The organism is Bosea sp. AS-1 (assembly GCF_002220095.1).
GTDB lineage: Bacteria > Pseudomonadota > Alphaproteobacteria > Rhizobiales > Beijerinckiaceae > Allobosea.
Genome location: NZ_CP022372.1, coordinates 2,901,173 through 2,924,753, shown reverse-complemented (window position 1 = coordinate 2,924,753; position 23,581 = coordinate 2,901,173). Strand labels below are relative to the sequence as shown.

The 23,581-nt window shown below is 65.7% G+C and carries 23 protein-coding genes; 8 read left to right on the top strand and 15 right to left on the bottom strand.

Annotated elements, in window-relative coordinates; all coding sequences use genetic code 11:
- Nucleotides 1-109 precede the first annotated feature (109 nt).
- From clpB to CE453_RS15685, 6 genes are all read left to right on the top strand, one after another.
- Entirely contained in the window at nucleotides 110-2,725 is a 2,616-nt protein-coding gene (gene clpB / locus CE453_RS15710; RefSeq protein WP_089175443.1) for an ATP-dependent chaperone ClpB, read from the top strand.
- 89 nt (nucleotides 2,726-2,814) lie between these two features.
- Nucleotides 2,815-3,069 carry a DUF2171 domain-containing protein gene (locus CE453_RS15705; protein ID WP_089174534.1) on the top strand — a complete coding sequence of 85 codons (255 nt, stop codon included), beginning with the start codon at nucleotides 2,815-2,817 and terminating at the stop codon, nucleotides 3,067-3,069.
- A gap of 65 nt (nucleotides 3,070-3,134) precedes the next feature.
- Nucleotides 3,135-3,329, top strand: a complete 195-nt coding sequence (locus CE453_RS15700; RefSeq protein WP_089174535.1) for a hypothetical protein — start codon at nucleotides 3,135-3,137, stop codon at nucleotides 3,327-3,329.
- A gap of 145 nt (nucleotides 3,330-3,474) precedes the next feature.
- On the top strand, nucleotides 3,475-4,551 hold the full coding sequence (locus CE453_RS15695) for a Dyp-type peroxidase (RefSeq protein ID WP_089174536.1): 1,077 nt from the start codon (nucleotides 3,475-3,477) through the stop codon (nucleotides 4,549-4,551).
- A complete protein-coding gene (locus CE453_RS15690; protein ID WP_089174537.1) occupies nucleotides 4,544-5,350 on the top strand; it encodes a family 1 encapsulin nanocompartment shell protein in 807 nt (268 codons plus the stop codon). Before CE453_RS15695 ends, CE453_RS15690 begins: the two co-directional genes overlap by 8 nt.
- A 106-nt stretch (nucleotides 5,351-5,456) precedes the next feature.
- Nucleotides 5,457-5,849 (top strand): DoxX family protein, encoded by a 393-nt coding sequence (locus CE453_RS15685; RefSeq protein ID WP_210191858.1) that lies wholly within the window; start codon nucleotides 5,457-5,459, stop codon nucleotides 5,847-5,849.
- Nucleotides 5,850-6,111: 262 nt separating this feature from the next.
- On the opposite strand, the gene CE453_RS15680 is transcribed toward CE453_RS15685, so the two are convergent.
- The 13 genes from CE453_RS15680 to CE453_RS15620 all read right to left on the bottom strand — a co-directional run bounded on the left by CE453_RS15680 (nucleotide 6,112) and on the right by CE453_RS15620 (nucleotide 18,888).
- Nucleotides 6,112-8,019 (bottom strand): bifunctional sugar phosphate isomerase/epimerase/4-hydroxyphenylpyruvate dioxygenase family protein, encoded by a 1,908-nt coding sequence (locus CE453_RS15680; RefSeq protein ID WP_089175441.1) that lies wholly within the window; start codon nucleotides 8,017-8,019, stop codon nucleotides 6,112-6,114.
- Between the two features lie 26 nt (nucleotides 8,020-8,045).
- On the bottom strand, nucleotides 8,046-8,708 hold the full coding sequence (locus CE453_RS15675) for a 3-oxoacid CoA-transferase subunit B (RefSeq protein ID WP_089175440.1): 663 nt from the start codon (nucleotides 8,706-8,708) through the stop codon (nucleotides 8,046-8,048).
- Entirely contained in the window at nucleotides 8,708-9,418 is a 711-nt protein-coding gene (locus CE453_RS15670; RefSeq protein WP_089175439.1) for a CoA transferase subunit A, read from the bottom strand. Before CE453_RS15670 ends, CE453_RS15675 begins: the two co-directional genes overlap by 1 nt.
- Before the next feature lie 51 nt (nucleotides 9,419-9,469).
- Entirely contained in the window at nucleotides 9,470-10,678 is a 1,209-nt protein-coding gene (gene pcaF, locus CE453_RS15665) for a 3-oxoadipyl-CoA thiolase (RefSeq protein WP_089175438.1), read from the bottom strand.
- A 55-nt stretch (nucleotides 10,679-10,733) separates the two neighbouring features.
- Nucleotides 10,734-11,360 (bottom strand): protocatechuate 3,4-dioxygenase subunit alpha, encoded by a 627-nt coding sequence (gene pcaG / locus CE453_RS15660; protein WP_089175437.1) that lies wholly within the window; start codon nucleotides 11,358-11,360, stop codon nucleotides 10,734-10,736.
- Nucleotides 11,360-12,103 carry a protocatechuate 3,4-dioxygenase subunit beta gene (gene pcaH, locus CE453_RS15655; RefSeq protein WP_089175436.1) on the bottom strand — a complete coding sequence of 248 codons (744 nt, stop codon included), beginning with the start codon at nucleotides 12,101-12,103 and terminating at the stop codon, nucleotides 11,360-11,362. Before pcaH ends, pcaG begins: the two co-directional genes overlap by 1 nt.
- 123 nt (nucleotides 12,104-12,226) lie before the next feature.
- Complete coding sequence (pcaC, locus tag CE453_RS15650; RefSeq protein WP_282568756.1) at nucleotides 12,227-12,622, bottom strand: 4-carboxymuconolactone decarboxylase; 396 nt, start codon at nucleotides 12,620-12,622, stop codon at nucleotides 12,227-12,229.
- Nucleotides 12,615-13,409 carry a 3-oxoadipate enol-lactonase gene (pcaD, locus tag CE453_RS15645; RefSeq protein WP_089175434.1) on the bottom strand — a complete coding sequence of 265 codons (795 nt, stop codon included), beginning with the start codon at nucleotides 13,407-13,409 and terminating at the stop codon, nucleotides 12,615-12,617. The genes pcaC and pcaD overlap by 8 nt, the downstream gene beginning before the upstream one ends.
- A gap of 133 nt (nucleotides 13,410-13,542) precedes the next feature.
- On the bottom strand, nucleotides 13,543-14,307 hold the full coding sequence (locus tag CE453_RS15640) for an SDR family NAD(P)-dependent oxidoreductase (RefSeq protein WP_089175433.1): 765 nt from the start codon (nucleotides 14,305-14,307) through the stop codon (nucleotides 13,543-13,545).
- 10 nt (nucleotides 14,308-14,317) lie between these two features.
- Nucleotides 14,318-15,406 (bottom strand): ABC transporter permease, encoded by a 1,089-nt coding sequence (locus CE453_RS15635; RefSeq protein WP_089175432.1) that lies wholly within the window; start codon nucleotides 15,404-15,406, stop codon nucleotides 14,318-14,320.
- Complete coding sequence (locus CE453_RS15630) at nucleotides 15,403-16,209, bottom strand: ABC transporter ATP-binding protein (protein WP_248307752.1); 807 nt, start codon at nucleotides 16,207-16,209, stop codon at nucleotides 15,403-15,405. The genes CE453_RS15635 and CE453_RS15630 overlap by 4 nt, the downstream gene beginning before the upstream one ends.
- Nucleotides 16,210-16,285: 76 nt before the next feature.
- Nucleotides 16,286-17,341 (bottom strand): ABC transporter substrate-binding protein, encoded by a 1,056-nt coding sequence (locus CE453_RS15625; RefSeq protein ID WP_089175431.1) that lies wholly within the window; start codon nucleotides 17,339-17,341, stop codon nucleotides 16,286-16,288.
- A gap of 119 nt (nucleotides 17,342-17,460) precedes the next feature.
- Nucleotides 17,461-18,888, bottom strand: coding sequence for an FAD-dependent oxidoreductase (locus CE453_RS15620; RefSeq protein ID WP_089175430.1), 1,428 nt, complete (start codon nucleotides 18,886-18,888; stop codon nucleotides 17,461-17,463).
- Nucleotides 18,889-19,052: 164 nt separating this feature from the next.
- Here CE453_RS15620 and CE453_RS15615 point away from each other — a divergent pair, with 164 nt between their 5' ends.
- Complete coding sequence (locus CE453_RS15615) at nucleotides 19,053-20,021, top strand: LysR family transcriptional regulator (protein WP_089175429.1); 969 nt, start codon at nucleotides 19,053-19,055, stop codon at nucleotides 20,019-20,021.
- Here the strand turns inward: CE453_RS15615 and CE453_RS15610 are convergent.
- The gene (locus CE453_RS15610) at nucleotides 19,961-20,659 is read right to left on the bottom strand and encodes a hypothetical protein (protein ID WP_089175428.1); all 699 of its coding nucleotides are present in this window, start codon (nucleotides 20,657-20,659) and stop codon (nucleotides 19,961-19,963) included. The genes CE453_RS15615 and CE453_RS15610 overlap by 61 nt on opposite strands.
- A 50-nt stretch (nucleotides 20,660-20,709) precedes the next feature.
- Nucleotides 20,710-22,212: a glycerol kinase GlpK gene (glpK, locus tag CE453_RS15605; protein ID WP_089175427.1), complete on the bottom strand. Its 1,503-nt coding sequence runs from the start codon at nucleotides 22,210-22,212 to the stop codon at nucleotides 20,710-20,712.
- A gap of 251 nt (nucleotides 22,213-22,463) precedes the next feature.
- Here glpK and CE453_RS15600 point away from each other — a divergent pair, with 251 nt between their 5' ends.
- On the top strand, nucleotides 22,464-23,579 hold the full coding sequence (locus CE453_RS15600; RefSeq protein WP_089175426.1) for a Ppx/GppA phosphatase family protein: 1,116 nt from the start codon (nucleotides 22,464-22,466) through the stop codon (nucleotides 23,577-23,579).
- Nucleotides 23,580-23,581: the final 2 nt, after the last annotated feature.

Here is a 23,581-nt window from a genome sequence, read left to right as displayed (position 1 = left end):
GCCTTGGCAGGGTCGTAGCCTTTCGCAGCAGATCGTCGCCCGAGATTGACAGGGCGAGACCGCAGCGCTGGTATCAGCCTTGGTCAGTATTGTTCCGGAAGGCTATTCCATGGACGCTGAACGCTATACCGATCGTGCCAAAGGTTTCATCCAATCCGCGCAGTCACTCGCGACGCGCGAGGGCAATCAGCAGTTCACGTCACTGCATCTTCTCAAGGTATTCCTCGACGACAATGAAGGGCTGGCGGCCGGGCTGATCGATCGCGCTGGCGGAAATTCCCGGGCAATCCTCGACGAGACCGAGGCGGCGCTGGCGAATTTGCCGAAAGTGACGGGTGCCGGGGCAGGGCAGGTCTATCTTGCGCCGGATCTCGCGCGGGTTTTTACCGCCGCCGAGAAGCTTGCCGACAAGGCAGGGGACAGCTTCGTCACGGTCGAGCGGCTGCTGCAGGCCATGGCCGCTGACAAGGACAGCGATGCCGGTAGGCTGCTGACCCGCGGCGGTGTCAGCCCGCAGCATCTGAACGCTGCCGTCGAGGCGCTGCGCAAGGGGCGGACTGCCGATAGTGCCTCGGCCGAGAACGCCTATGATGCGCTCAAGAAATACGCTCGCGACCTGACCAAGGCAGCACGCGACGGTAAGCTCGACCCCGTCATCGGGCGCGACGAGGAGATCCGCCGCACCATTCAGGTCCTCTCGCGCCGCACCAAGAACAATCCCGTGCTGATCGGCGAGCCCGGCGTCGGCAAGACGGCCATCGTCGAAGGGCTGGCGCTGCGCATCGTCAATGGCGACGTGCCGGAGAGCCTGAAGGACAAGAAGCTGCTGGCGCTCGACCTCGGCTCGCTGATCGCCGGCGCCAAATACCGCGGCGAGTTCGAGGAGCGGCTGAAGGCCGTGTTGCAGGAGGTGACGTCGGCCGCCGGCGGCATCATCCTCTTCATCGACGAGATGCATATGCTGATCGGTGCGGGCAAGACCGACGGCGCCATGGATGCCTCGAATCTGCTGAAACCGGCGCTCGCTCGTGGCGAATTGCATTGCGTCGGCGCGACCACGCTCGACGAGTACCGCAAGCATGTCGAGAAGGACGCGGCGCTCGCCCGCCGTTTCCAGCCAGTCTTCGTCTCGGAGCCGACGGTCGAGGACACGATCTCGATCCTGCGCGGGCTCAAGGAGAAGTACGAGCTCCATCATGGCGTGCGCATCGCCGATTCCGCCTTGGTGGCCGCGGCGACGCTGTCGAACCGCTACATCACCGACCGCTTCCTGCCGGACAAGGCGATCGATCTCGTCGATGAGGCCTCCGCCCGCTTGAAGATGCAGGTCGATTCCAAGCCGGAAGAGCTGGATTCACTCGACCGCGAGATCGTGCGGCTCAAGATCGAACAGGAAGCGCTGAAGAAGGAACGCGACGCCGGGTCGAAAAGCCGCCTGCAGAACCTCGACAAGGAGCTGATCGAACTCGAGAAGAAATCCGCCGACCTGACTTCGAAATGGCAGGCGGAGAAGGGCAAGCTCTCCGACGCCCAGAAAATGAAAACCGAGCTCGACCAGTTCCGTACGGAGCTCGCGAATGCGCAGCGCAAGGGCGAATTCCAGAAGGCGGGCGAGCTCGCCTACGGCAAGATCCCGGAGCTTGAGAAGAAGCTCGCTTCGATCGAAGCCGGCGACGACGCATCCTCCTTCACCGAAACCGTGACCGCCGACAGCATCGCCCAAGTCGTCTCGCGCTGGACTGGCGTGCCGGTCGACAAGATGCTGGAAGGCGAAAAGGAGAAGCTGCTCAAGATGGAGGAGCAGCTGATCAAGCGCGTCGTCGGCCAGACGCAGGCCGTCAGGGCAGTGTCGACGGCGGTGCGGCGGGCGAGGGCGGGTCTGCAGGATCCCAACCGCCCGATCGGCTCCTTCATGTTCCTGGGCCCCACCGGCGTCGGCAAGACGGAGCTCGCCAAAGCGCTGGCCGAGTTCATGTTCGATGACGAGACAGCGATGGTCCGTATCGACATGTCCGAGTTCATGGAAAAGCACTCGGTCGCCCGACTGATCGGAGCACCGCCCGGCTATGTCGGTTATGACGAAGGTGGCGTGCTGACTGAAGCCGTGCGGCGCAGGCCCTATCAGGTGGTGCTGTTCGACGAGGTCGAGAAGGCTCACCCGGATGTGTTCAACGTCCTGTTGCAGGTGCTCGACGACGGACGTCTCACGGATGGGCAGGGGCGTACGGTCGACTTCCGCAACGTAGTGATCATCCTGACCTCGAACATCGGCGCCGAGTACCTGGTGAACCAACCGGAAGGCGAGAAGACGAGCGTGGTGCGCGACAAGGTCATGACCATGGTGCGCGCGCATTTTCGCCCCGAATTCCTGAACCGCATCGACGCGATCATCCTGTTCCAGCGTCTCCAGAAGGCCGAGATGGGGCGGATCGTCGACATCCAGTTCGGGCGGCTCCAGAAGATTCTCGATGATCGCAAGATCACGCTCTCGCTCGATGCGAAGGCGCGCGACTGGCTCGCCGCGAAGGGATGGGACCCGGCCTATGGCGCGCGGCCGCTCAAGCGCGTGATTCAGCGCTACGTCCAGGATCCGCTGGCCGAGATGATCCTCGCGGGCGATGTGCGCGATGGCTCGGCCGTGAAGATCTCAGCGGGCAAGGACGGCCTCACCTTCAACGGCAAGAAGCCGGCAATGGTGGATGAGGATGAGCTCGAACTGACCTGAACAGGCGAAAATCAGGATTTCGACCCATCGCCAGTTCCAACGGGCACGGTTTTCAATACGGGCGGTTTTTAACGGAGGAGGGCTTCAGGATGCAGGACAAGGTCAGGGAGAACATGGAGGTCATCGGGGCGGACGGGGTCCATGTCGGGACGGTCGACCGGGTCGAGGGCGGCCGCATCAAGCTCAAGAAGAGCGACGCCTATGGCCGGCATGAAGGTCATCATCATTACATCGAGCTCGGCTTCGTTGCCGGCGTCGAAGGCGACAAGGTGCGGCTCTCCGCCAATGCCGACATCGCCGTGACGCTGGAGGAGGAGCCGTCCGGCAAGCCGGTCAGCCTGTGATGCCCTCGGCCGCGGTGGCCCGCCCGGGTGATCGCGGTCCTTATCGTTGCGGGAGGACCGGTGCGATGCAGCAATACGACCTCTATCTCAATGCGAAGAAGCCGGCGATCGGCCTTTATGTCGCCAGCGGTGCGAAGCTCCCGGATTTCGCTGATCCGAAGGAGTGGATCTTCGGCGGAACCGCTGCGGCGGATTTGCTGCCGCCGAGCGTGATCGAAGGCGTCGCCAGCGCCGGCCACGCCTTCCGCGACATGGATTGAAACCACCCCGGCGCCAGCTCCCGGGGGCAGGGGCAAGCCATCGAGCTCCTTGCCGCGCGGCCTGGCCGCCCAGTCCGCAACCGGCCACAGCCGCTGGCGGCATGACATTGAACCATCGCTGTTAAGGGTCAAAAACGGGTCGTCCATGGATAGAGGTCTGCCATCCGTGATTTCGCAGCCGGTCATGGCGACGCTGACGCGTTCGGCGCTGTTCCTGGTCGTGACGATCGATCCGGGCCGCGGCCCCGAGGCGACGGTGCGGGAGCTGTGCGCCGACCTGTCGTCGCTGCTGCGGGCGGTCGGCTTCCGCGATCTCCAGGGCAATCTGTCCTGCGTCATGGCCTTCGGCTCGGAAGCCTGGGACCGGCTGTTCGACGGGCCGCGGCCGCAGGAGCTGCATCCGTTCCAGGAGATCCGCGGCGTGCATCACGCCGTCTCGACCCCGGGCGACATCCTGTTCCACATCCGCGCGACCAGGCGGATGGACCTGTGCTTCGAGCTGGCCAAGGAGATCATGGCCCGGCTCGACGGCGCGGTGACCACCGTCGACGAGGTCCACGGCTTCAACTATTTCGACGACCGCGACCTGATCGGCTTCGTCGACGGCACCGAGAACCCGGCCGGGCCGGACGCCATCCGCGCCACCCTGATCGACGCGGAGGACCCGGCCTTCGCCGGCGGCAGCTACGTCATCGTCCAGAAGTACCTGCACGACCTTCCCGGCTGGAACCGGGTGCCGGTCGAGGAGCAGGAGAACATCATCGGCCGCTACAAGCTCTCCGACATCGAGCAGGCGGACGCGGTCAAGAAGCCCTATGCCCACAATGTCCTGACCAGCCTCACCGAGGATGGCGAGCCGGTCGACATCCTGCGCGACAACATGCCCTTCGGCAAAGTCGGCAGCGCCGAGTTCGGCACCTATTTCATCGGCTATTGCCGCACGCCGCGCCGGATCGAGCGCATGCTGGAGAACATGTTCGTCGGCTCGCCGCCGGGCAATTACGACCGGCTGCTCGATTTCAGCCGCGCGGTCACCGGCTCGCTGTTCTTCGTGCCGACCGCGACCTTCCTCGACGCCGTCACGCCGGAGATGGCCGCGCCGGAGACCGCCGCGCCGGCCCCTGACGCGTCCGCGCCGGCGCCGGCGGCTTCCCCATCCAGATCGTCCGGCGACGGCTCGCTCGGCATCGGCTCCCTGAAGGAAGAGGCAGGCCATGAATAATCTGCACCGGGAGCTCGCTCCCATCTCGGATGCCGCCTGGGCGCAGATCGAGGACGAGGCCTCGCGCACGCTGAAGCGCTATCTGGCGGCGCGGCGCGTCGTCGACGTGGTCGGGCCGAAGGGGCCGGCCTATGCCGCGGCCGGGACGGGCCATACCAGGCCGATCGAGGCGCCGGGCGCGGGCATCCGCTCGCTGCTGCGCGAGGCGCAAGCCCTGGTCGAGCTGCGCGTGCCCTTCACGCTGACGCGGCAGGCGGTCGACGATGTCGAGCGCGGCGCGAACGACTCGAACTGGCAGCCGGTGAAGGATGCCGCCAGGACGATCGCCTTCGCCGAGGACCGGGCGGTGTTCGAGGGCTATGCCGCGGCCGGGATCGGCGGCATCCGCGCCGGCAGCAGCAATGCCGCGGTGGCGCTGCCGGCCAAGCTCGACGCCTATCCGGAGGCGGTCGCCCGGGCGCTGAGCGAACTCAAGCTCGCCGGCTGCAACGGGCCCTATGCGCTGGTGCTGGGCGGCGAGGCCTATCGGGCCGCGAGCGGCGGCAGCGACGACGGCTACCCGATCTTCCACCATGTCGAGCGCATCGTCGATGGCGGGGTGATCTGGGCGCCGGCGATCCAGGGCGGCTTCGTGCTGACCACGCGCGGCGGCGATTTCGAGCTCGATCTCGGCCAGGACATCTCGATCGGCTATCTCAGCCACAGCGCCACGACGGTCGAGCTCTACCTGCAGGAGAGCTTCACCTTCCGCATGCTCACCTCGGAAGCCGCCGTCGCCCTCGCGGCGCAAGGCAAGTAGCAAGGCCAAGCCCCGTCCGCACAGCCCAGCGAAGACAGGGCCGCAAGGGACAGAGCACAAGATCTTCTGCTGCGATGATCGTCAGAGAATGTTGGGGGAAATCAATATGTTCGACGAAGGTCTTGTCATCGCACGGCTGTTTCTGGGCGTGCCGTTCATCGTTTGGGGGATCCTGAAGCTGCGTGGCGGTGAGGCCAAGCTTGTCCCGGGCCTGCAAGCGCTCGGTCTGCCAGATGCCGTCTTCTTCGCCTATCTGATCGGCTTCTGCGAGCTTGTCGGGGGACTCGCCGTCGTCGTTGGATATCCAGTGCGCACCGCGAGCGTCTTGCTGGGGCTCTGGTGTCTCGTCACAGGCTATGACGCCCACAGGAGCAACATCACGGAGCTTCTGAAGAACGTGACCATGGCGGGTGGCTTCTTTGCCCTGGCTGTTGCTGGCGCTGGCACAATCTCTCTTTTCCGAGGCGTACCCACCGGCCTGTTCGCTTACCTGCCTTAGCCTGGGAGCCGTTTCAGCCTGCAGCATCCGGTTTGTGATCGATCGACCTTCGTTCGGTCGAAGGAAAGCCAGGACGGAACGCAGCAGCGTCCCACTCGCATTTTAGTTCCATAATATGTCTTATGCGAATCGAATATAGGCCCCCTCCGCCACAATGGACGCGCTGGATGCCATCCACGAGAAGCCGTGGATCCAATGAGACATCAGTCGACAAATGGCGTCACCCGGGCTCCCCGCGTGTGGCGCCAGTGCAAACGAGGCTTCAGCCGTGTCCGAGTGCCGGCATGCTGATTGGCCGTGCCAGCCTCGCCTGCGCGGTCAGGCGGATCCCGGCGTTGGCAGCGCCATAGCCGGCATAGCCATCGCGCTGGACGATCTCGAAGAACAGCCCGCCATCGAGCGTCTGCGTATAAGCTTGTCGAAAACTGCCGCCTGCATCGCTGTCATGGAGGATGTTCAGCGCCTTGAGCCGGTCGATTTCCGCGGGTGAGAGATCGGAGCGCGCTTCGAGGTCGTCATAATAGTTCTCTGGGATCGGCAGCATCGCGACGCCGTTCGCGACAAGCCGCTCGACCGTCGTCGCGATGTCGTCGGTCGCGAAGGCGATGTGCTGCACGCCGGAGCCGAAGAAGTCGGTGATGAAGCGGGCCGAGAGCGTCCGGTGGCTCTGCGAGCCGTTGAGGATGAGCCGCAAGCCGTCGCCAGTCTTGCCGTCGAGGCCGCTCTCGATGACCTGGCTCTGGACCACGCCACCCGGATCGAGCACGGCCTGGCTAGGTGCCTTCCGCGTCGCGAACAGCGACGAATAGAATAGCAGCCAGGTCAGCATCTCCTCGTACTGCATGCTCTGCGAGACATGGTCGACGGCGATCAGGCCGGCATCGGCCGCGGTTTCGTCCGTGGCCTCGAAATCGACCTCAGACCATCGTCCGAGCGCGGAGGCGCGATCCAGGAAATAGACCAGGCTGCCGCCAAGCCCGCGCACGGCCGGGATATCGAGTTCGCCCGGCCCCACCGCGCCCGCATGCGGCACATCGAGCAGCGCCTTGGCCCGGTTGATTGCAGCCTGTGCGTCCGGCACGCGCAGCGCCAGCGCGCAGACAGAGGTGCCGTGGGTGATCTGATAGCTGTGGGCGAAGCCGTCGGCCTCGCTGTTGAGCACGATGCGGATATCGCCCTGGCTCCAAAGATCGACATCCTTCGAGCGATGCGCGCCAGCCCGGCGGAAGCCCAGCGCGCGCAGCAACCTCTCGAAACCTGGCCGCTCGGCTTCCGAAACCGCGAACTCAATGAATTCCACGGCCTCGACGGGCCCCGGCGGAGGCATTGGCACCGCACCGGGCACGGGCTTGGCCGTCTGCCGGGCCGTCTCATCGAGCAGCCAGATCAGCGAGCGATGCCCGTCGAGCGCAACCGAGCGGGCCGAACCGGCGCGGAAGCGGTCGTTGAAGATTTCAAGCGAGAGCACGCCGTCATAGCCGGTCGAGACCAGGGCACGCATGAATCCTGCGAGATCGAGATCACCCTGCCCCGGCAGGCAGCGCCAGTGCCGGCTCCATGAGAGCGGGTCCATCTGCAGCAGCGGCGCATCTGCCATCTGCACCATCGAAATCTTGTCGCGCGGAATCGTTCCGATCGCCGAGAGATCGAGCCCGCGGGCCAGGATATGGAAGGAATCGAGCACGATCCCGACCTCCGGCCGGTTGGCCCTCCGCACGATCTCCCAGGCGTCGCGGTAGTCGAAGACGTGGCGGCCCCAGGCCAACGCCTCGAAGCCGACCTTGAGCCCGCGCCGCCCTGCCCGCTCGCCGAGCTCGGCGAAATCGGCGGCAAGCCGATCGATGCCCGCCAGTGCCTCGGGCGATGTATTGGAGCAGACGAAGAGCAGGTCGGTGCCGAGTTCCTGAAGCAAGTCGAACTTGCGCTCGGCCCGGTCGAAGACGCGCTGCCGGCGGCCCTCCGGCATGCCCTCGAAATCGCGGAAAGGTTGGCAGGTGACGATCTGCAATCCGAGGTCGGCGCAAATGCGCCGAATCTCGGCCGGAGAGCCCGGAAAGGCGATCAGGTCGTTTTCGAAGATCTCGACCGCCGTGAAGCCGGCGGCCGCGATGGCCTCGAGTTTTTCCTGAAGCGTTCCTGAAACGCAGACCGTGGCGATCGACGGAATCACGGAAACGCCTCCCCTTCTGATGCCGTTCAAGCAGCCTTGGCGAGCCCGGGCGCGACAGCAAAAGCCGCGCCGGTTTTCGCCCTGACCTCGTCGAGCGTGACGCCCGGAGCGAGCTCGATCAGCGTCAGCCCGCCGCCATTGCCCTTGTCGCAGCTCATCACGCAGAGATCCGTGACGATCATGTCGACCACGCCCGCGCCGGTCAGCGGCAGGGTGCAGCGCTCGAGCACCTTGGATTCGCCATGCTTGTTGGCGTGTTCCATCACGACGATGACCTTCTTGACGCCGGCGACGAGGTCCATCGCACCGCCCATCCCCTTCACCATCTTGCCGGGAATGGTCCAGTTGGCGATGTCGCCATTGGCCGCCACTTCCATGGCCCCGAGAATGGTCAGATCGATATGGCCGCCGCGGATCATCGCGAAGGAATCGGCCGAGGAGAAAAAGCTCGAGCTCGGCAGGATCGTGATGGTCTGTTTGCCGGCGTTGATCAGATCGGGATCGGCCTCGCCCTCATAGGGAAACGGACCGATTCCGAGCAAGCCATTCTCGGATTGCAGCGTGACGTTCACGCCTTCGGGAATGTAATTCGCCACCAGCGTCGGGATGCCGATGCCGAGATTGACGTAGAAGCCGTCCTTCAGTTCCTTGGCCGCGCGCGCGGCCATCTCCTCGCGGGTCCAGGCCATCAGGCTGCCTCCCTCTTGCGCTCGGTGAGCTTCTCGATGCGCTTCTCGTTGATCGTGCTCTTGATGACGCGGTCGACATAGATGCCGGGCGTATGGATCGCCTCCGGATCGAGCGTTCCGACAGGCACGATCTCCTCGACCTCGGCGACCGTAACCTTGCCGGCGGTTGCCATGTTCGGGTTGAAGTTCCGCGCGGTACGACGATAGATCAGATTACCGGCGGTGTCGGCCTTCCAAGCCTTGACGATGGCGAGATCGGCCCGCAGCCAGGTCTCGCGGACATAAAGCCCGCCCTCGAATTCCTCGACCGGCTTGCCTTCGGCCACGACCGTGCCGACGCCGGTCTTGGTGTAGAAGGCCGGGATACCGGCGCCGCCGGCCCTGATGCGCTCGGCCAGCGTACCCTGCGGGTTGAGCTCGAGCTCCAGCTCGCCGGCGAGATATTGCTGCTCGAACAGCTTGTTCTCGCCGACATAGGACGCGATCATCTTCTTGATCTGGCGTGTCTGCAGCAGCATCCAGAGACCGAAGCCGTCGGCGCCGGCATTGTTCGAGATCACCGTGAGGTTCTTCACGCCGGAATCGCGAATCTCGGGGATCAGGCTCTCGGGGTTGCCCGACAGGCCGAAGCCCCCGGACATGATCGTCATGCCGTCGAACAGCAGGCCATCGAGCGCCGCCTTCGGGCTGTCATAGATCTTGTTCGTCATCCATCCCTCGTCTTGTGGTCGGCCGATCCTAGAGCAGATCGCCCTGTCCTGTCAGACCCGTTCCAGCGCGATCGCGATGCCCTGCCCTACGCCGATGCACATGGTGGCGAGCGCGCGCTTCTTGCCGGTCAGCGACAATTCGAGCGCAGCCGTGCCAGCGATGCGGGCACCGGACATGCCGAGCGGGTGGCCAAGCGCGATTGCGCCGCCATTCGGGTTCACATGCGCCCCATCCTCGGCAATGCCGAGATCGCGCAACACCGCGATGCCCTGCGAGGCGAAAGCCTCGTTGAGCTCGACGATGTCGAAATCCGCGGGCTTCAGCCCTAGGCGCTCGCAGAGCTTGCGCGTAGCCGGGATTGGGCCGAGCCCCATGACGCGGGGCGCTACGCCGCCCGCGGCACCTCCGACGATGCGCGCCAGCGGAGTGAGCCCGTACTTGGCCGCGGCCTTTTCGGAGGCGATGATCAGCGCGGCTGCGCCGTCATTCACTCCCGAGGCGTTGCCGGCGGTGACGGTGCCACCCTCCTTCTTGAACGGCGTCGGCAATTTGGCGAGCTTCTCCAGCGTCGTATCGCCACGCGGATGCTCGTCGATCCCGACGACGATCGGATCGCCCTTTCGTTGCGGGATCGAGACCGGCACGATCTCCTTGGCGAGCCGGCCGTTCTGCTGGGCGGCCACCGCCTTCTGCTGCGAGCGCAGCGCGAAGGCGTCCTGGTCGGCGCGGCTGATATGGCAGTCGGCGGCGACGTTCTCGCCAGTTTCCGGCATGGAATCAACGCCATACTGCTTCTTCATCAACGGATTGATGAAGCGCCAGCCAATAGTCGTGTCGTGAATCTCGGCATGGCGAGAGAAGGCGCTGTCGGCTTTGGGCAGCACGAAGGGCGCACGCGACATGCTCTCGACGCCCCCGGCGATCATCAGCTCCGCCTCGCCAGCCTTGATCGCCCGCGCCGCGGTGATGACGGCATCCATTCCCGAGCCGCAAAGCCGGTTGATGGTGGTGCCCGGCACCTCTTTCGGCAGCCCCGCGAGCAGCAGCGACATGCGCGCGACGTTGCGGTTGTCTTCGCCCGCCTGGTTGGCGCAGCCGAAGATCACATCGTCCACCGCGCCGAAATCGACGCCTGCATGGCGTTCGAGCAAGGCCTTCAGCGGCACCGCGCCGAGATCGTCGGCCCGCACCGCAGACAGGGATCCACCGAAACGGCCGATCGGCGTGCGCACGTAAGCACAGATGAAGGCTTCGCTCATGGCGTCGATACTCTGCTTGCTGCTGTTCGGATTGGAAAGCGGCCGACGGCCACCTTCAGATGTCGAAGAAGACGGTTTCGTTCTCGCCCTGCAGGCGGATGTCGAAGGTGTAGACCGGCTTACCGTCCTCGTCGCCGCGCGTCGCGATCAGCGTCGGGACACGGACGCGATGCTCGATGCGGCCAAGGATCGGGTCGGCCGCGTTGGCCTTGTCCTCGTCGCCGAAATAGAGCCGCGTATGCAGGCCGATATTGATGCCGCGCGCGACGATCCAGAAGGTGATGTGCGGGGCCATCGGCCGGCCGTCGAAATAGGGCACGACGCCGGGTTTCACAGTCTCGAAGCGATAGACGCCGGTGGTGCCGTCGACCGGCTGGCGGAACCAGCCTGGGAAATGCGGATCGGCCTCGCCGCGGTGCTCGCCCTGGCCGGGATAGAGCCCCTGCGCGTCTGCCTGCCAGATCTCGACGAGTGCGTCCTTGATCGGCGTGCCCGAGCCGTCGAAGATCCGGCCGGTGACGACGATGCGCTCGCCCTTCACCTCCGCCGGCAGCGGCAGCGAGCCGAGGTCATGCGGATAGATGCCTTCGATGCCCGAGAAGTTCGGCGTGGCGCCGATATGGATGTAGGGGCCCGCCGTCTGCGACGGGCTTTCCTTGAGGCGGCGCAGAGACTGGACCATCAGTTGCCCTCCATCCGGTTCTCGAACAGGGTCGAGCGCCGGCCACGCAGCACGATATCGAACTTGTAGGCCATGGTGTCCATCGGCAGCGTGTTCTCGCGGTCCAGCGCCGCCACGAGCGTCTCGACGGCCTCTCGGCTCGGGATGCCCATCACGATCGGGCACTGCCAGATCATCGGATCGCCCTCGAAGTACATCTGGGTGATCAGCCGCTGCGCGAAGGCGTGGCCGAAGACCGAGAAATGGATATGGGCCGGGCGCCAGTCATTGACGCCGTTCGGCCAGGGATAGGGGCCGGGCTTGATGGTGCGGAACCAGTAGCGGCCCTCGTCGTCGGTGATGGTGCGCCCGCAGCCACCGAAATTCGGGTCGATGGCGGCAAGGTAGCTTTCCTTCTTGTGGCGATAGCGCCCGCCGGCATTGGCCTGCCAGAACTCGACCAGCGCGCCGCGCACCGGTCGCGCGTCCTCGTCCAGAACCTGGCCGTGCACGATGATGCGCGGGCCGATCGGCTCGCCGGTCTGGACGTAGTTGAGGATCAGGTCGTTATCGAGCGGCCCGAGCATGTTGTGGCCGAAGACCGGCCCGGTCATCTCCGAAAGCGTGTTGCCGAGCGACAAGAGCGCGTTCTTCGGCGAGCGCAGCACCGAGGTCTTGTATTCAGGCGTGAAGGCCGGTGGATGCCAGCTTCGGTCACGCTGATAGAACGAGCCGCCCTGATGGCTCGAATTTTCATTGCGCATTGCGGCGCCTCCCTCCGTCGGAGCCTCTTTCGTCAGGCTGAGCGCCAGATTGCGACGAGATCGGCCCGCTGGTCTTGATCTTGCTCAATTCGCGCCACCGGACGGGCGGCGCGGCAGGCGGGTTCAGCCCGCCTTCTCGTTCTGCATCTCGGCATAGGCCGCCTTGGCGATCTTGAAGGCATGATTGGCCGCCGGCACGCCGGCATAGATCGCCACATGCAGCAGCGCCTCCTTGATATCGTCCATGCTGGCGCCGGTATTACGCGTCGCCCGGACATGCATGGCGACTTCGTCATGGTGTCCCAGCGCAGCAAGCAACGCGATGGTCAGCATCGAGCGCTCGCGCTTACTGATCGTGTCGCGCGACCAAACAGTTCCCCAGGCGCTTTCGGTGATGAGCTGCTGGAAATCTTCCGTGAAGGGGTCGGTGTTGGCGACGGCAGTATCGACATAGCGCTCGCCGAGCACGGAACGGCGGGTCGCCATGCCTTGGGTATATCGGTCCTGAGCCTCAGCCACGTCCGTGCCTCTCCAGATGTTCCGTCACCAGCGCGAGCAAGCGGGCTGGCTGCTCGACCGGCGGAATGTGTCCGCAGCCCTCGATAAGCGCGAAGCGCGCATTCGGAATGCACTCTGCCGCCGCGCGCACCAGATCGGGTGGGGTCGACTGGTCGCCATCGCCGGCGACCACAAGCGTCGGCGCCTTGATGCTGCCGATAGCGGCCGTGAGGTCGGCATCGCGCAGGGCTTCGCAGGTCGCGATGTAGCCGTCCGCCGGTTGGCGGAGCAGAGCATTGCGCCAGCCCGCGAGATCGTCCGGGCGCTCGGTGTGAAAGGCGGGGGTGAACCAGCGCTCCATCACGGGATCGGCGATGGCGGCGAGCCCGCCCTTGCGGACAGCCTCGATGCGCCCGCTCCAGCTTTCGGCCGTGCCGACCTTCGGTGCCGTATCGGCCAGCACCAGAGCGGTCAGGCGTTCCGGCCGGCGCACTGCCAGATCTTGCCCGATCAGCCCGCCGATCGAGAGCCCGACAAGTGCAAATCGCTTCAGATCGAGATGGTCGGCAAGCCCGATGAGATCATCGGTGAAATCCGCGATCGCATAGGGGCCGGTCGGAACCTCTGAAAGCCCGTGGCCACGCTTGTCATAGGCGATGACCCGCCAATCGCGGGAGAGCGCCGCAGCGACCTCATCCCAGATACGGAAATCCGTGCCCAGCGAGTTGACCAGAATGACGGGCGGCGCCTCCCGCGAACCGCTTTCGCGCCAATGCACCAGCCTGCCGTCGATACGCGTGAAAGCCATGGAAGACATCTTACCTCGAATACGGCCTCATCATGAGCGATTTGGGTGCTCATGTTAAATGGCATTATTGCAGGTCAGCATAACCTCGGGGTTATTCCAACTGGCGATCGAGCGTCAGACGGGCTCCGGCTGGTTATGGCCCGCCCCCGGCGGCATCGGGCTGCGGAGCCAGTTGCGTGCCGCCGCAGACATGAATGACATCGCCGGTGATGAAGCTCGCCCGCGGCGAGGCCAGAAAGGCGATTGCGCCGGCGACATCCTCGGCGGTTCCGAGCCGGCCGAGCGGCGACATCTTGCGGAAGGAGGCTGCGAGCCCGGCATTCTCCGTCACGATCTTTTCGTTGAAGGGAGTGTTGAGGAAGCTCGGGGCGACCGCGTTGACGCGGATATCGTCCGGGCCGAGCTGCACCGCGAGCACGCGGGTAAGCCCGATCAGCCCCGATTTGCTGGAGGTATAGGCGACGCCCGTACCGGCGAGATAGACGCGCGAGGCGACATTGACGATGCTGCCGCCACCGCTCTGCTTCATCAAAGGCTGGGCAGCCTGAGCCAGCAGCATCGGCACCGTCAGGTTGAGCGCGAGCACCGCGTTCCAGACCGCGACATCGACCGTGCCGATCCGCGGCGCGCCGGTCATGCCGGCATTGTTGACGAGGCAGTCGAGCCGGCCGAAGCGTTCGGTCACGCGCGCGATCAATCGCTGGCAAGCGCCCTCCTCCAGCAGGTCGACCGGTTCGACGACGGCTGTGCCGCCGGCGCGGACGATCTCATCGCAGATGGCTTGCGTCCGCTCAGCATCGCGATCGGCCAGCACGACGCGGAATCCGTCTTCTGCCAGCATTCGCGCAGCGGCAGCCCCGACGGCGCCGGCGCCGCCGGTGACGAGCGCAACCTTCATTGTCCGATCCTCACTTCTGCCAGGGCATGAGCCGGCGCTGCAGCCATTGCAGCGCGTAGGTCAGCAGCACGCCGAGGATCATCACGACGACGAGGCCGGCATACATCTTCTCGGGGTTGAGAACCTCCCAGTAGTAGAAGGTCATGTAGCCGACGCCCTGCTTGGCACGCACGAACTCGACCGAGATGATTACGATCATCGCCGTGCCGAGCGCGATGCGAAGCCCGGAGAAGATCATCGGCAGCGCGCCAGGAAGGATGACGTGGCGCAGCATCGACCAGCCCTTGGCGCCGTAGTTCTTGCCGGCCATCAGGTAGACCTTGTCGATGCCACGCACCGCGGCCATCGTATTGATCGCCATCAGGATGAAGACGGAGAGCCCGACAACGAGGATCTTCGGCGCTTCGCCGAAGGGATCGGCGAACATCAGCATCACGATCGGGAAGATCGCGATCTTCGGCAGCACATAGATCGCCGAGAGCGTCGTATCGAGCATCAGCCTGACCGTCTGGTTCAGGCCCATGACGACGCCGACCAGCACGCCGGGGATGGCACCGAGCACGAAGCCGACAAGAACGCGCGCCACGGTCGCGAAGACATGGCTCTCCGCGACGAGATTCCAGACCCCTGTCCAGCCTTCCTTCGAGAAGGCTTCCGGCATCAGCCAGGGGCGCCCGAGCAGCGTCGTGCCCGAGAAGCGGTCATAGCGCGTACTGAGGTCCCACAGTGCCGCGCCGATGCGGCTTGGCGGCGGGAACCAGGTCGGGTTGATGAAACCGTTATCGGCCGCGAGCTCCCAGAGCACGAGGACGAGGAGCGGGAAGCCCAGCGCCAGCGTGCGCTCGTAGACCCCCCTGCCCTTTAACGGCACGAGCCGGCCGATGCGTTCGCACATCAGCACCAGCAGGACGAAGCTCGCCCCGATCGCCGGCCAGGCGAAGTCGCCCCAGAGCCCGGTCGCCGCCAGCACGACATTGAGCGCTACAATGGCGACAGCGAGCAGGAGAATGGCACGCTTGTCGCCGGCATCCTTGCGAATGGGCTGCGCAGGCGCAGGGCCGGCAGCAGCCGCGACCTGGTCGGTCGATGCGACCGTCATGGCTGGGCCTCCATGGCGCGCGTCACTTCGGCGCTGAGCTTCTCCCAGATCTGCGCCCTATATTCCGCGAATCGCGGCGAGTTCGTCATCGCGACGGAGCGTGGACGCGGCAGATCGATCTTGAACGTTGCCAGATGCCGTCCGGGCTGGGCGCTCATCAGGATGACGCGGTCGCCGAGCAGCACGGCCTCGTCGAGGCTGTGGGTGATGTAGAGCACCGTCTTGCGAGTCTCCTCCCAGATCCGCAGCAGCTCCTCCTGGATGACGACGCGCGTCTGGGCATCGAGCGCGCCGAGGGGCTCGTCCATCAGCAGTACCTCGGGATCGTTGGCGAGCGCGCGGATGATGCTGACGCGCTGCTTCATGCCGCCCGAGATCTGGTGCGGATAATAGTCGGCAAATTTGCCCAGGCCCACGCGGTCAAGCCAGTAACGTGCCTTCTCGATCCGTTCCTTGCGGCCGATGCCGCGCATCTGCAGGCCGAAGGCGACGTTCTCGATCAGCGACTTCCAGGGAAAAATCGCATATTCCTGAAAGACCACACTGTTGAGCGGCCTAGCCCTCTCGTGGCCGGGCCGGATATCGATCGAACCGAGCGAAATCGATTCCAACCCCGCGACCATGCGCAGGAAGGTCGACTTGCCGCAGCCAGAGGGGCCGACGATGCAGACGAACTCCCCGTCAGCGACGTCGAGGGAGAAATCCTCGAGCGCGACCATGGTGCCGTCCGCAGTCGGGTAGTGCTTGCTGACGTTGCGCGCGCCGATCTTCGGCGCGCCAACGGCCGGCATGGTGGCGGTCATCGGCCGACCCTCCAGGCTGATAGTTCCTGCATCGATGATGTCCGGGAACCGCGTTTGGGGCCGGTTCCCGCTCGCCTCACTTGGCCGGGGCAGCCTTGCCGAGGATCTCGATGGCCTTGGCGACGAAGCGCTCATCGACGACCTTCGCCATGTCGAGCGGCTTGTCGTATTCGGTGCGGCCGTTCTCGCGGTGCACGCGCTCGATATCGGCGAGGCCGGAAGTCGGGATCGCCATGTTGGGGTCGAAGATCACCGAGCCGCCGTTCTTGATCGCCTCCGGCGTCGAGGCGGTGTACTTCAGATAACCGTCCATATTGGGCTGGGCGAGGAAATCGGCGCCCTGCATCAGGCGGGCGGCTTCCGTCATCGCCAGCACGAAGCGCTCGGCCACCTCCGGACGGTCCTTGATGAACTTGCCCGAGGCGACGAAGGCGACCGTCATCAGACCGGGGGTGATGTCCTGCATCAGGAGCTTGCCGGTGCCGGCCTTGAGGATCTGGTCCGAGTAAGGCGAGGAGGTCAGCACCGCATCGACCGATTTCGCTTCCATCGCCGCCGGCATATCGGCATTGCCGACGTTCAGAAGCTGCGCATCACGCAATGTGAGCTTGGCGCTCTCTAGGGCCTTGCTGACGAAATATTCGCCGCCGCTGCCCGGGCCGCCCGCGGCCGCGATGCGCTTGCCCTTGAGGTCGGCGACCGACTTCACGGCGCCTGACTCCATCAGATCCTTGCGGACGATCAACTTGGTCGGCCCGTCCTTCATCGGATCGAGCGCGCCGGGCGCGATCACGCGGATATCGAGGCCGCGGTTCCAGGCCGACCAGAGCGACGCGACGATGGAGATGCCACCGACATCGACCGAGCCCTTGTCGAGAAAGGCGATCGCTTCGGTGCCGGACTTGACGCTGTCGAGCTTGACGTCGAGGCCGTATTTCTTGAAGAGCCCGCGCGACTCCGCCACGTAAGCGGTCGCGAATTTCATGATCGGCACATAGGCGACACGCACCGATTGCGGCGGGTCGAGTGGCTTGGGCTGGGGCGCTTGCGCGAGAGCCGGCGTTACGCCACCGGCGAAACCAAGAACCATGGCGACGCAGGTGCTGCGCCAGCGAGCAAAGCCTTCGAACATTCCGTTCCTCCCTTCGGGGACGGCTCTATGCCGCCTTCCCGCTTGTTTCACACAGCAGGCTTCTTCGGCCCGCTTATCCGTCCTCGTCAACCGTGACGAAGAGATCGCGCTTGTGGCTTTCAGCTTTCAACCAGCTCGGGAACCGCGTTGAGATAGGCTCCCTGGGCTGCCAATCCCGCCCGCAGTTCGGCGATCGGCACCTCGGCCGGCCTCATGTTCCGGTCGGCGGCTATGGCGGCGGCGACGCCTGCCGCATGGCCGGTCAGCCAGCATTGCGGGATTTCGCGCATGAAGGAATGGCTGGTGGCGTCGCAGGAGAGATGCCGGCCCGGCGCCAGCAGGCCGTCGATCTCGCGCGGCACGATCGCGCCATAGGGAACCGAAATGTTCGCGAATTTCGGCGCGAGCGAGGGCGAAACGCCGATCTCGTCAGGCGCCGTGCTGCCATCCCAGTTCTCACGGGTGAGCTTTCCGACCCCTTTGAGGCGCCGGCCATGCCGGACACCGAGTTGCGGCGCCGAGAGCATGATGAAGGCGTTGGAGAAGCCCGGAGCATGGGCCCGATAGAAGGCGAGATGTTCCAGCATGAGCTGGTGGCTGCGGATCTCGACCTCTGACAGATCTTCGACCTTGAGTGCCGAATAGCCGGCGAGCCGCGGCCCCATGAAGACGGCGATGTCGTCCCGCCACGAGACGGAGGGCCTGTCGAAAAAGCGCATCGCCTCGCGCCCCCTCGCCATGAACTGCGAATACTGCTCCGGCGTCTCCCCCCGGAAGCGCAGGAAGGCCTTCATGTCGACGCCGCCGAACAGCCAGGAGGTGTTCATGCAGCCGTGGATGTCGCGGATATCGACCTCGGTGTCGAAGCCTGACCCGGCGCCCGCATAGAGATCGCCATCGCCGGTTGCGTCGATGGTGACGCGGGCAAGGATGGCGCGCCGCCCCTCCTTGCTCTCGAAGGTGCAACCGGTGACGCGCCGCCCCTCCATCAACGGGCTGGCGCCCCAGGCGTGGAAGATCGGGTGGACGCCGGCCTCCAGCACCATGGCGAGCGATTCCGCCTTCAGCCATTCCGGGTCGAGCGTCGGCGCATGGGTGACGGTGTTGTTGAAGGCCGCATTGCGCAAACCCCAATAAGCGACGCGTTCGGGATCGTGCGATCCCCATTCCTGCGGCTCGGGCCCGGTGATCCTGTCGCGGGTCAGGCGCGCCAGCAGCTCTTCGGCGACACCGCGGATCACGTACCGACCCTGCCAGTCGCTCATCCGGTCGATCCAGATGACAAGGCCGCCAGTCGAGAGCCCGCCGAGATGATTGTAGCGCTCCAGCAGCACGACGTCGGCGCCGCGTCGGGCAGCAGCAATCGCGGCGGCGGTACCGGCGGGGCCACCACCGACGACCAGCACGTCGCACTCGGTGTGGACCGGAATCTCGCGGGCCGGCTCGATGATCGTCCGGTTCGATGGGCTGCGCCGCTCGAACTTCTCCGTATCGAAGGTCTCGGAGCGGAAGAACAGTCGTCCTCCCTCGCCTTCCATCGATCCCATGATGCGTTTCCCTAGGCCTCATGGCCGATCCTTTGCGCCCTCTCAGGGAGCGGCAGAGGTCGGCAGCAGCTTCTTAAAGTCAGGATAGGCGCGCTGACAGATGCTGTTCAAATGAATTTGAGAGCCCTATTCATGAGTTATATTGCTCAATAGGAGGCGATGCGGTGGACGTCGCAGGGCTCGAGGCCTTCATCCAGATCGCCGAATTCGGCAGCTTTCGGCGGGCCGCCGAAGCGATGCGCCTGTCGCAGACGGCGCTGAGCCATCGGATCCGCAAGCTCGAGGAAGATGTCGGCGTCACGCTCTTCCAGCGCACCACGCGCAGCTTGTCGCTGACACGCGCCGGGCAGGAGTTCTTCCCGGAGGCGCGCGATGCGCTGATGCGCCTCAGCCACCTCTACGAGAACCTGAGGCGCGAGGGGCGGCAGGCGCGGGAGAAGGTCTCGGTCGGCTGCCTCGGCTCGCTCGGCGAGCATTTCCTGCCGGATGTACTCCGCGAGTTCCGCCAGCGCTATCCGCAGGTCTCGGTCACGGTCTTCGACGAGCCGGCCGCCGCGCTGCGCGAGCGCGTCGCTTCCGGCGAGGCGCAGTTCGCACTGACCATCCTCGGCGCACAGCTCTGGACACAGAAATCCCGCGCGCTGTTCGAGGAGGATTTCGTCGCCGCCGTTCCGGCCGACCATCCGCTGGCTGACCGCGAAGCGCTGACCTGGTCCGATCTCGTCGGCTACCCGCTGGCGCGCGTCGCCACGACGACGAGCCACGGCTTCATGCTGAGCGAGAGTCTGGGCACTTTCGGCGAAAAGCTGGACTGGGCCTACGAGGTCCAACGCGTCAACATGGCGGTCTGCTTCGTCGCGAACGGCATCGCGGTCACGGTACTGCCGCGGCTGGCGATCCCCCCGAGCCCCGAACTGCTCATCCTACCGATCAGCGCGCCCTCGATCCGGCGCACCGTGGGGATCATCGCGCGAGACGGCGAGCCGCTGCCGCGCCCGGCGCAGCATCTGCAGCGCATGCTTCTCCATGCGATCGCCAACCACCCCAAGGGGGCGGCCGGCGCGATAGGCGCTCAGGCCTCGGGGCGGGACAATGTTACAACGTCGGGAAGCTCGTCCCGGTCGAGCAGATAGGCCAGGTCATAGGTCGTCCAGCCCGCGCGACCCTGCGCCAGCCCTTGCCCACCGAGCATGGGATCGAGCGCCGCGGCGACGCTCGCGAGGCGGGTCCGGTCATAGCACTCGACCATGATCGCTCCGCCATCGGCATAGGACGCCCCTCCTCCCGGCGGCACGGAGAATGGCACCGGGGCGACAGCGGGATCCTTTTTCAGGACATGGATCGCGGTTGCCGCCGTTTCGCGCAGGACGCGCTCGACGATCTCTTCCCAGGCGCGCTCGGGCGCAGACGCGTCCGCGAAGGTTGTCGCCATTAGAGCGCTGCCGACGCCGCCGCCTCGACTGAGCACGGCAAGGTGGCCGACGCGGAAGAAGCCCCGGAAGGACGGCCGCATGGAGCGCGACCAGGAGGTCGGAGTTTCCAGCAGCGCGCGATAGGGCGCGCTTGCCAGCACGGCGTTGGATTCCAGCTCATAGAGCGTCAGGAATTCCAGTAACGGTCCTTCGCCGCGGTGATAACGGCGCGCACGCAGCATGCCGGGAATGACCAGCCGCTCAGGAACATGCTCGCGGGTATGCCAAAGATTGTATTCGCCAAGCCGGCCGGGTTCGACCCCGTTCCAGAGCGAGAGCAGGCCATGGCCCTTCAACATTCCTGATAGGCTCCTTCGAGAACGGCTGGATTCAGTGCCGCGTCTTTGGCTCAGTTCGAGCTCAGCGTCCGCCGCACGGCATCGCGCCAGCCATCGACCTTGTGTGTGCGCTGGCTCGCGGCCATCGCTGGCAGGAAGCGCCGCTCCAGCCGCCAGAGATCGGCGAAGCGGTCCGGCTCCGGCAGGAGGCCGGCGTCGAGCCCGGCGAGATAGGCGGCGCCCAGAGCTGTGGTCTCCAGGACCGTCGGCCGATCGACAGGAAGGTCGAGGATGTCGGCGAGGCGCTGCATCGTCCAGTCCGAGGCGACCATGCCCCCGTCGACCCGCAGCACCGCACGACCACCCTGCCCGGCCTGGGGCCAGTCGGCATGCATGGCCTCGATCAGGTCGAGGGTCTGGTAACAGACGCTTTCCAGCGTGGCGCGGGCGAATTCACGCGGGCCGGTGCCGCGCGTCAATCCGAACAGCGCGCCGCGCGCATGGGCGTCCCAATGCGGAGCGCCCAGCCCGACGAAAGCGGGCACCAGATAGACGTCCTGCGCCGGATCGGCCGCCTCCGCGAGCGGGCCGGTATCGCTCGCCTTCTCGATGATGCCGAGCCCGTCGCGCAGCCACTGCACCGCCGCCCCGGCAATGAAGATCGAGCCCTCCAGCGCATAGGCGCGCTTACCGCCAAGCTGGTAGGCGATCGTGCTGAGTAGCCGGTTCTTCGAGCGCACCGGCTTGTCGCCGGTATTGAGCAGGGCGAAGCAGCCGGTTCCGTAGGTCGACTTGACCATACCGGGGTCGAAGCAGGCCTGGCCGATCGTCGCCGCCTGCTGATCGCCGGCGATGCCGCGCACCGGGATCGGCCCGCCGAAAAGCTCCGGTGCGGTGTCGCCGAAATGCGTCGCGCAATCGCGCACCTCGGGCAGGATCGCCTCGGGAATGTCGAGCAGCGCGAGCAGGTCCTTGTCCCAGACGCCGCGGCCGATATCGAACAGCATGCTGCGTGCCGCGTTGGTCGCGTCGGTTGCATGCACGGCGCCGCCGGTCAGCCGCCAGAGCAAGAAGCAGTCGACGGTGCCGAAGGCGAGCTCGCCCGCCTCGGCCCGCCGCCGCGCACCGGGAACATTGTCGAGCAGCCATGCGATCTTCGTGCCGGAGAAATAGGGGTCGATGCGCAGGCCAGTGCGGCTCGTAACCAGTTCCTCATGGCCGGCGGCGACGAGCTTCGCGCAGGCATCCGCCGTACGCCGGTCCTGCCAGACGATGGCGCGATGAATGGCCCTGCCCGTCTGGCGGTCCCAGATCAGCGTCGTCTCGCGTTGGTTGGTGATGCCGATGCCGGCGATGTCTTGCGCACTGAGCCCGGCCTTGGCGAGAGCCTCGCGTGCGGTGGACAGGACGGTCTCCCAGATATCCTCAGGCTCATGCTCGACCCAACCGGAAGCAGGAAAATGCTGCGGGAATTCCTTCTGCGCGCTGGCGACCGGAGCCAGAGACGAATCGAACACGATCGCGCGCGAGGAAGTCGTGCCCTGGTCGATCGCGAGAAGATGTCCGGCGGCCATGATCTGCTTCCTGCCCTATCCTGTCGCGCTCTGCGGCGGCGCGCGCGGAGACTGGCCGAAGCGACTGCGTCCGCGCAAGGGCGTGTGCCGGATTTCCGCGCCCGGCCCGTGCAACCTGCCGCGACGGCAAGGTTCCGCTTGGCATGCGGCTTGCGCTGTTGTTAGCTTGCTGACGAAGCAGATGGCTGCGCTTGGCGCGGCCCCTTGCCGGATCGCTCTGTGTCGGTACGGCAGGTCGGGGGATTTGAACGGTGGCGGTCGAGGACCGACAGCGCGGCGGCGTCACTTATGCGACGTCATCGCAAAGACATAGCGCCGATCCGCCCAGGGCCGGCGGCGCCGCTGTTGTCTCGGCTCCCAGATCCCATAATGGACACCACGTCTACCGATCGCAGACGACCTATGCCGCGCTCGATCTCGGCACGAACAACTGCCGGCTGCTGATCGCGCGCCCGGCCCAGCACGGCTTCCGGGTCGTCGATGCCTTTTCGCGAATCGTGCGTCTCGGCGAGGGGCTGGCAGCGAGCAGCCGGCTCGGCGACGCCGCGATGGACCGCGCCGTCGAGGCGCTGAAGATCTGCCGCGGCAAGATGGCGAATCGCGGTGTCACCCGCGCCCGGCTCGTGACCACCGAGGCCTGTCGTGCCGCTACCAATGGCCTCGACTTCGTGCGCCGCGTCGCGGCCGAGGCCGAGCTTTCGCTGGAGATCATCGACCAGCGGACCGAGGCCACGCTCGCCGTCTCGGGCTGCGCGGCGCTGGCCGACCCCGCGGCCGAGGGCGTCATCGTCTTCGACATCGGTGGCGGTTCCACTGAAATCGTCTGGCTCGGCAGCCGCAGCGAGGCGCGCGATCCCGCTGCCCGCATCCGCGAATGGGCCTCGCTGCCGATCGGCGTCGTCACGGTGGCCGAGCGCTATGGTGGCGTCGAGGTCAGCCGCGAACTGTTCGAGCGCATGGTCGAGGACTGCGCACAGGTTCTCGAGCCTTTCGTGAAGAAGGCCGCAGGCGCGCGCCAGGCGCGCAGCTTCCACCTGCTCGGCACCTCGGGCACGGTCACGACCGTTGCCGGCATCCATCTCGGCCTGCCCCGCTACGATCGGCGCGAGGTCGATGGCTTGTGGATGCAGCAGGACGATATCCTCACCGTCATCGACCGCCTGATCGAGATGGACTATGCCGCCCGGGCGGCGAATGCCTGCATCGGCCGTGAACGCGCTGACCTCGTGCTGGCCGGCTGCGCGATCTTCGAGGCGATCCGCCGGGCCTTCCCGAGCGACCGGGTGCGGATCGCCGATCGTGGCCTGCGCGAAGGCATTCTGCTGCGCATGATGCACGAGGATCGCGCCTGGTGGCGGCGCAGATAGGT

Bases quoted from the DNA above. Each gene is read 5' to 3' on its own strand.
- clpB (WP_089175443.1), top strand. From the start codon at position 110: ATGGACGCTGAACGCTATACCGATCGTGCCAAAGGTTTCATCCAATCC.
- CE453_RS15705 (WP_089174534.1), top strand. From the start codon at position 2,815: ATGCAGGACAAGGTCAGGGAGAACATGGAGGTCATCGGGGCGGACGGG.
- CE453_RS15700 (WP_089174535.1), top strand. From the start codon at position 3,135: ATGCAGCAATACGACCTCTATCTCAATGCGAAGAAGCCGGCGATCGGC.
- CE453_RS15695 (WP_089174536.1), top strand. From the start codon at position 3,475: ATGGATAGAGGTCTGCCATCCGTGATTTCGCAGCCGGTCATGGCGACG.
- CE453_RS15690 (WP_089174537.1), top strand. From the start codon at position 4,544: ATGAATAATCTGCACCGGGAGCTCGCTCCCATCTCGGATGCCGCCTGG.
- CE453_RS15685 (WP_210191858.1), top strand. From the start codon at position 5,457: ATGTTCGACGAAGGTCTTGTCATCGCACGGCTGTTTCTGGGCGTGCCG.
- CE453_RS15675 (WP_089175440.1), bottom strand. From the start codon at position 8,708: ATGGCCTGGACCCGCGAGGAGATGGCCGCGCGCGCGGCCAAGGAACTG.
- CE453_RS15670 (WP_089175439.1), bottom strand. From the start codon at position 9,418: ATGACGAACAAGATCTATGACAGCCCGAAGGCGGCGCTCGATGGCCTG.
- pcaF (WP_089175438.1), bottom strand. From the start codon at position 10,678: ATGAGCGAAGCCTTCATCTGTGCTTACGTGCGCACGCCGATCGGCCGT.
- pcaG (WP_089175437.1), bottom strand. From the start codon at position 11,360: ATGGTCCAGTCTCTGCGCCGCCTCAAGGAAAGCCCGTCGCAGACGGCG.
- pcaH (WP_089175436.1), bottom strand. From the start codon at position 12,103: ATGCGCAATGAAAATTCGAGCCATCAGGGCGGCTCGTTCTATCAGCGT.
- pcaD (WP_089175434.1), bottom strand. From the start codon at position 13,409: ATGGCTTTCACGCGTATCGACGGCAGGCTGGTGCATTGGCGCGAAAGC.
- CE453_RS15640 (WP_089175433.1), bottom strand. From the start codon at position 14,307: ATGAAGGTTGCGCTCGTCACCGGCGGCGCCGGCGCCGTCGGGGCTGCC.
- CE453_RS15635 (WP_089175432.1), bottom strand. From the start codon at position 15,406: ATGACGGTCGCATCGACCGACCAGGTCGCGGCTGCTGCCGGCCCTGCG.
- CE453_RS15630 (WP_248307752.1), bottom strand. From the start codon at position 16,209: ATGACCGCCACCATGCCGGCCGTTGGCGCGCCGAAGATCGGCGCGCGC.
- CE453_RS15625 (WP_089175431.1), bottom strand. From the start codon at position 17,341: ATGTTCGAAGGCTTTGCTCGCTGGCGCAGCACCTGCGTCGCCATGGTT.
- CE453_RS15620 (WP_089175430.1), bottom strand. From the start codon at position 18,888: ATGGGATCGATGGAAGGCGAGGGAGGACGACTGTTCTTCCGCTCCGAG.
- CE453_RS15610 (WP_089175428.1), bottom strand. From the start codon at position 20,659: ATGTTGAAGGGCCATGGCCTGCTCTCGCTCTGGAACGGGGTCGAACCC.
- glpK (WP_089175427.1), bottom strand. From the start codon at position 22,212: ATGGCCGCCGGACATCTTCTCGCGATCGACCAGGGCACGACTTCCTCG.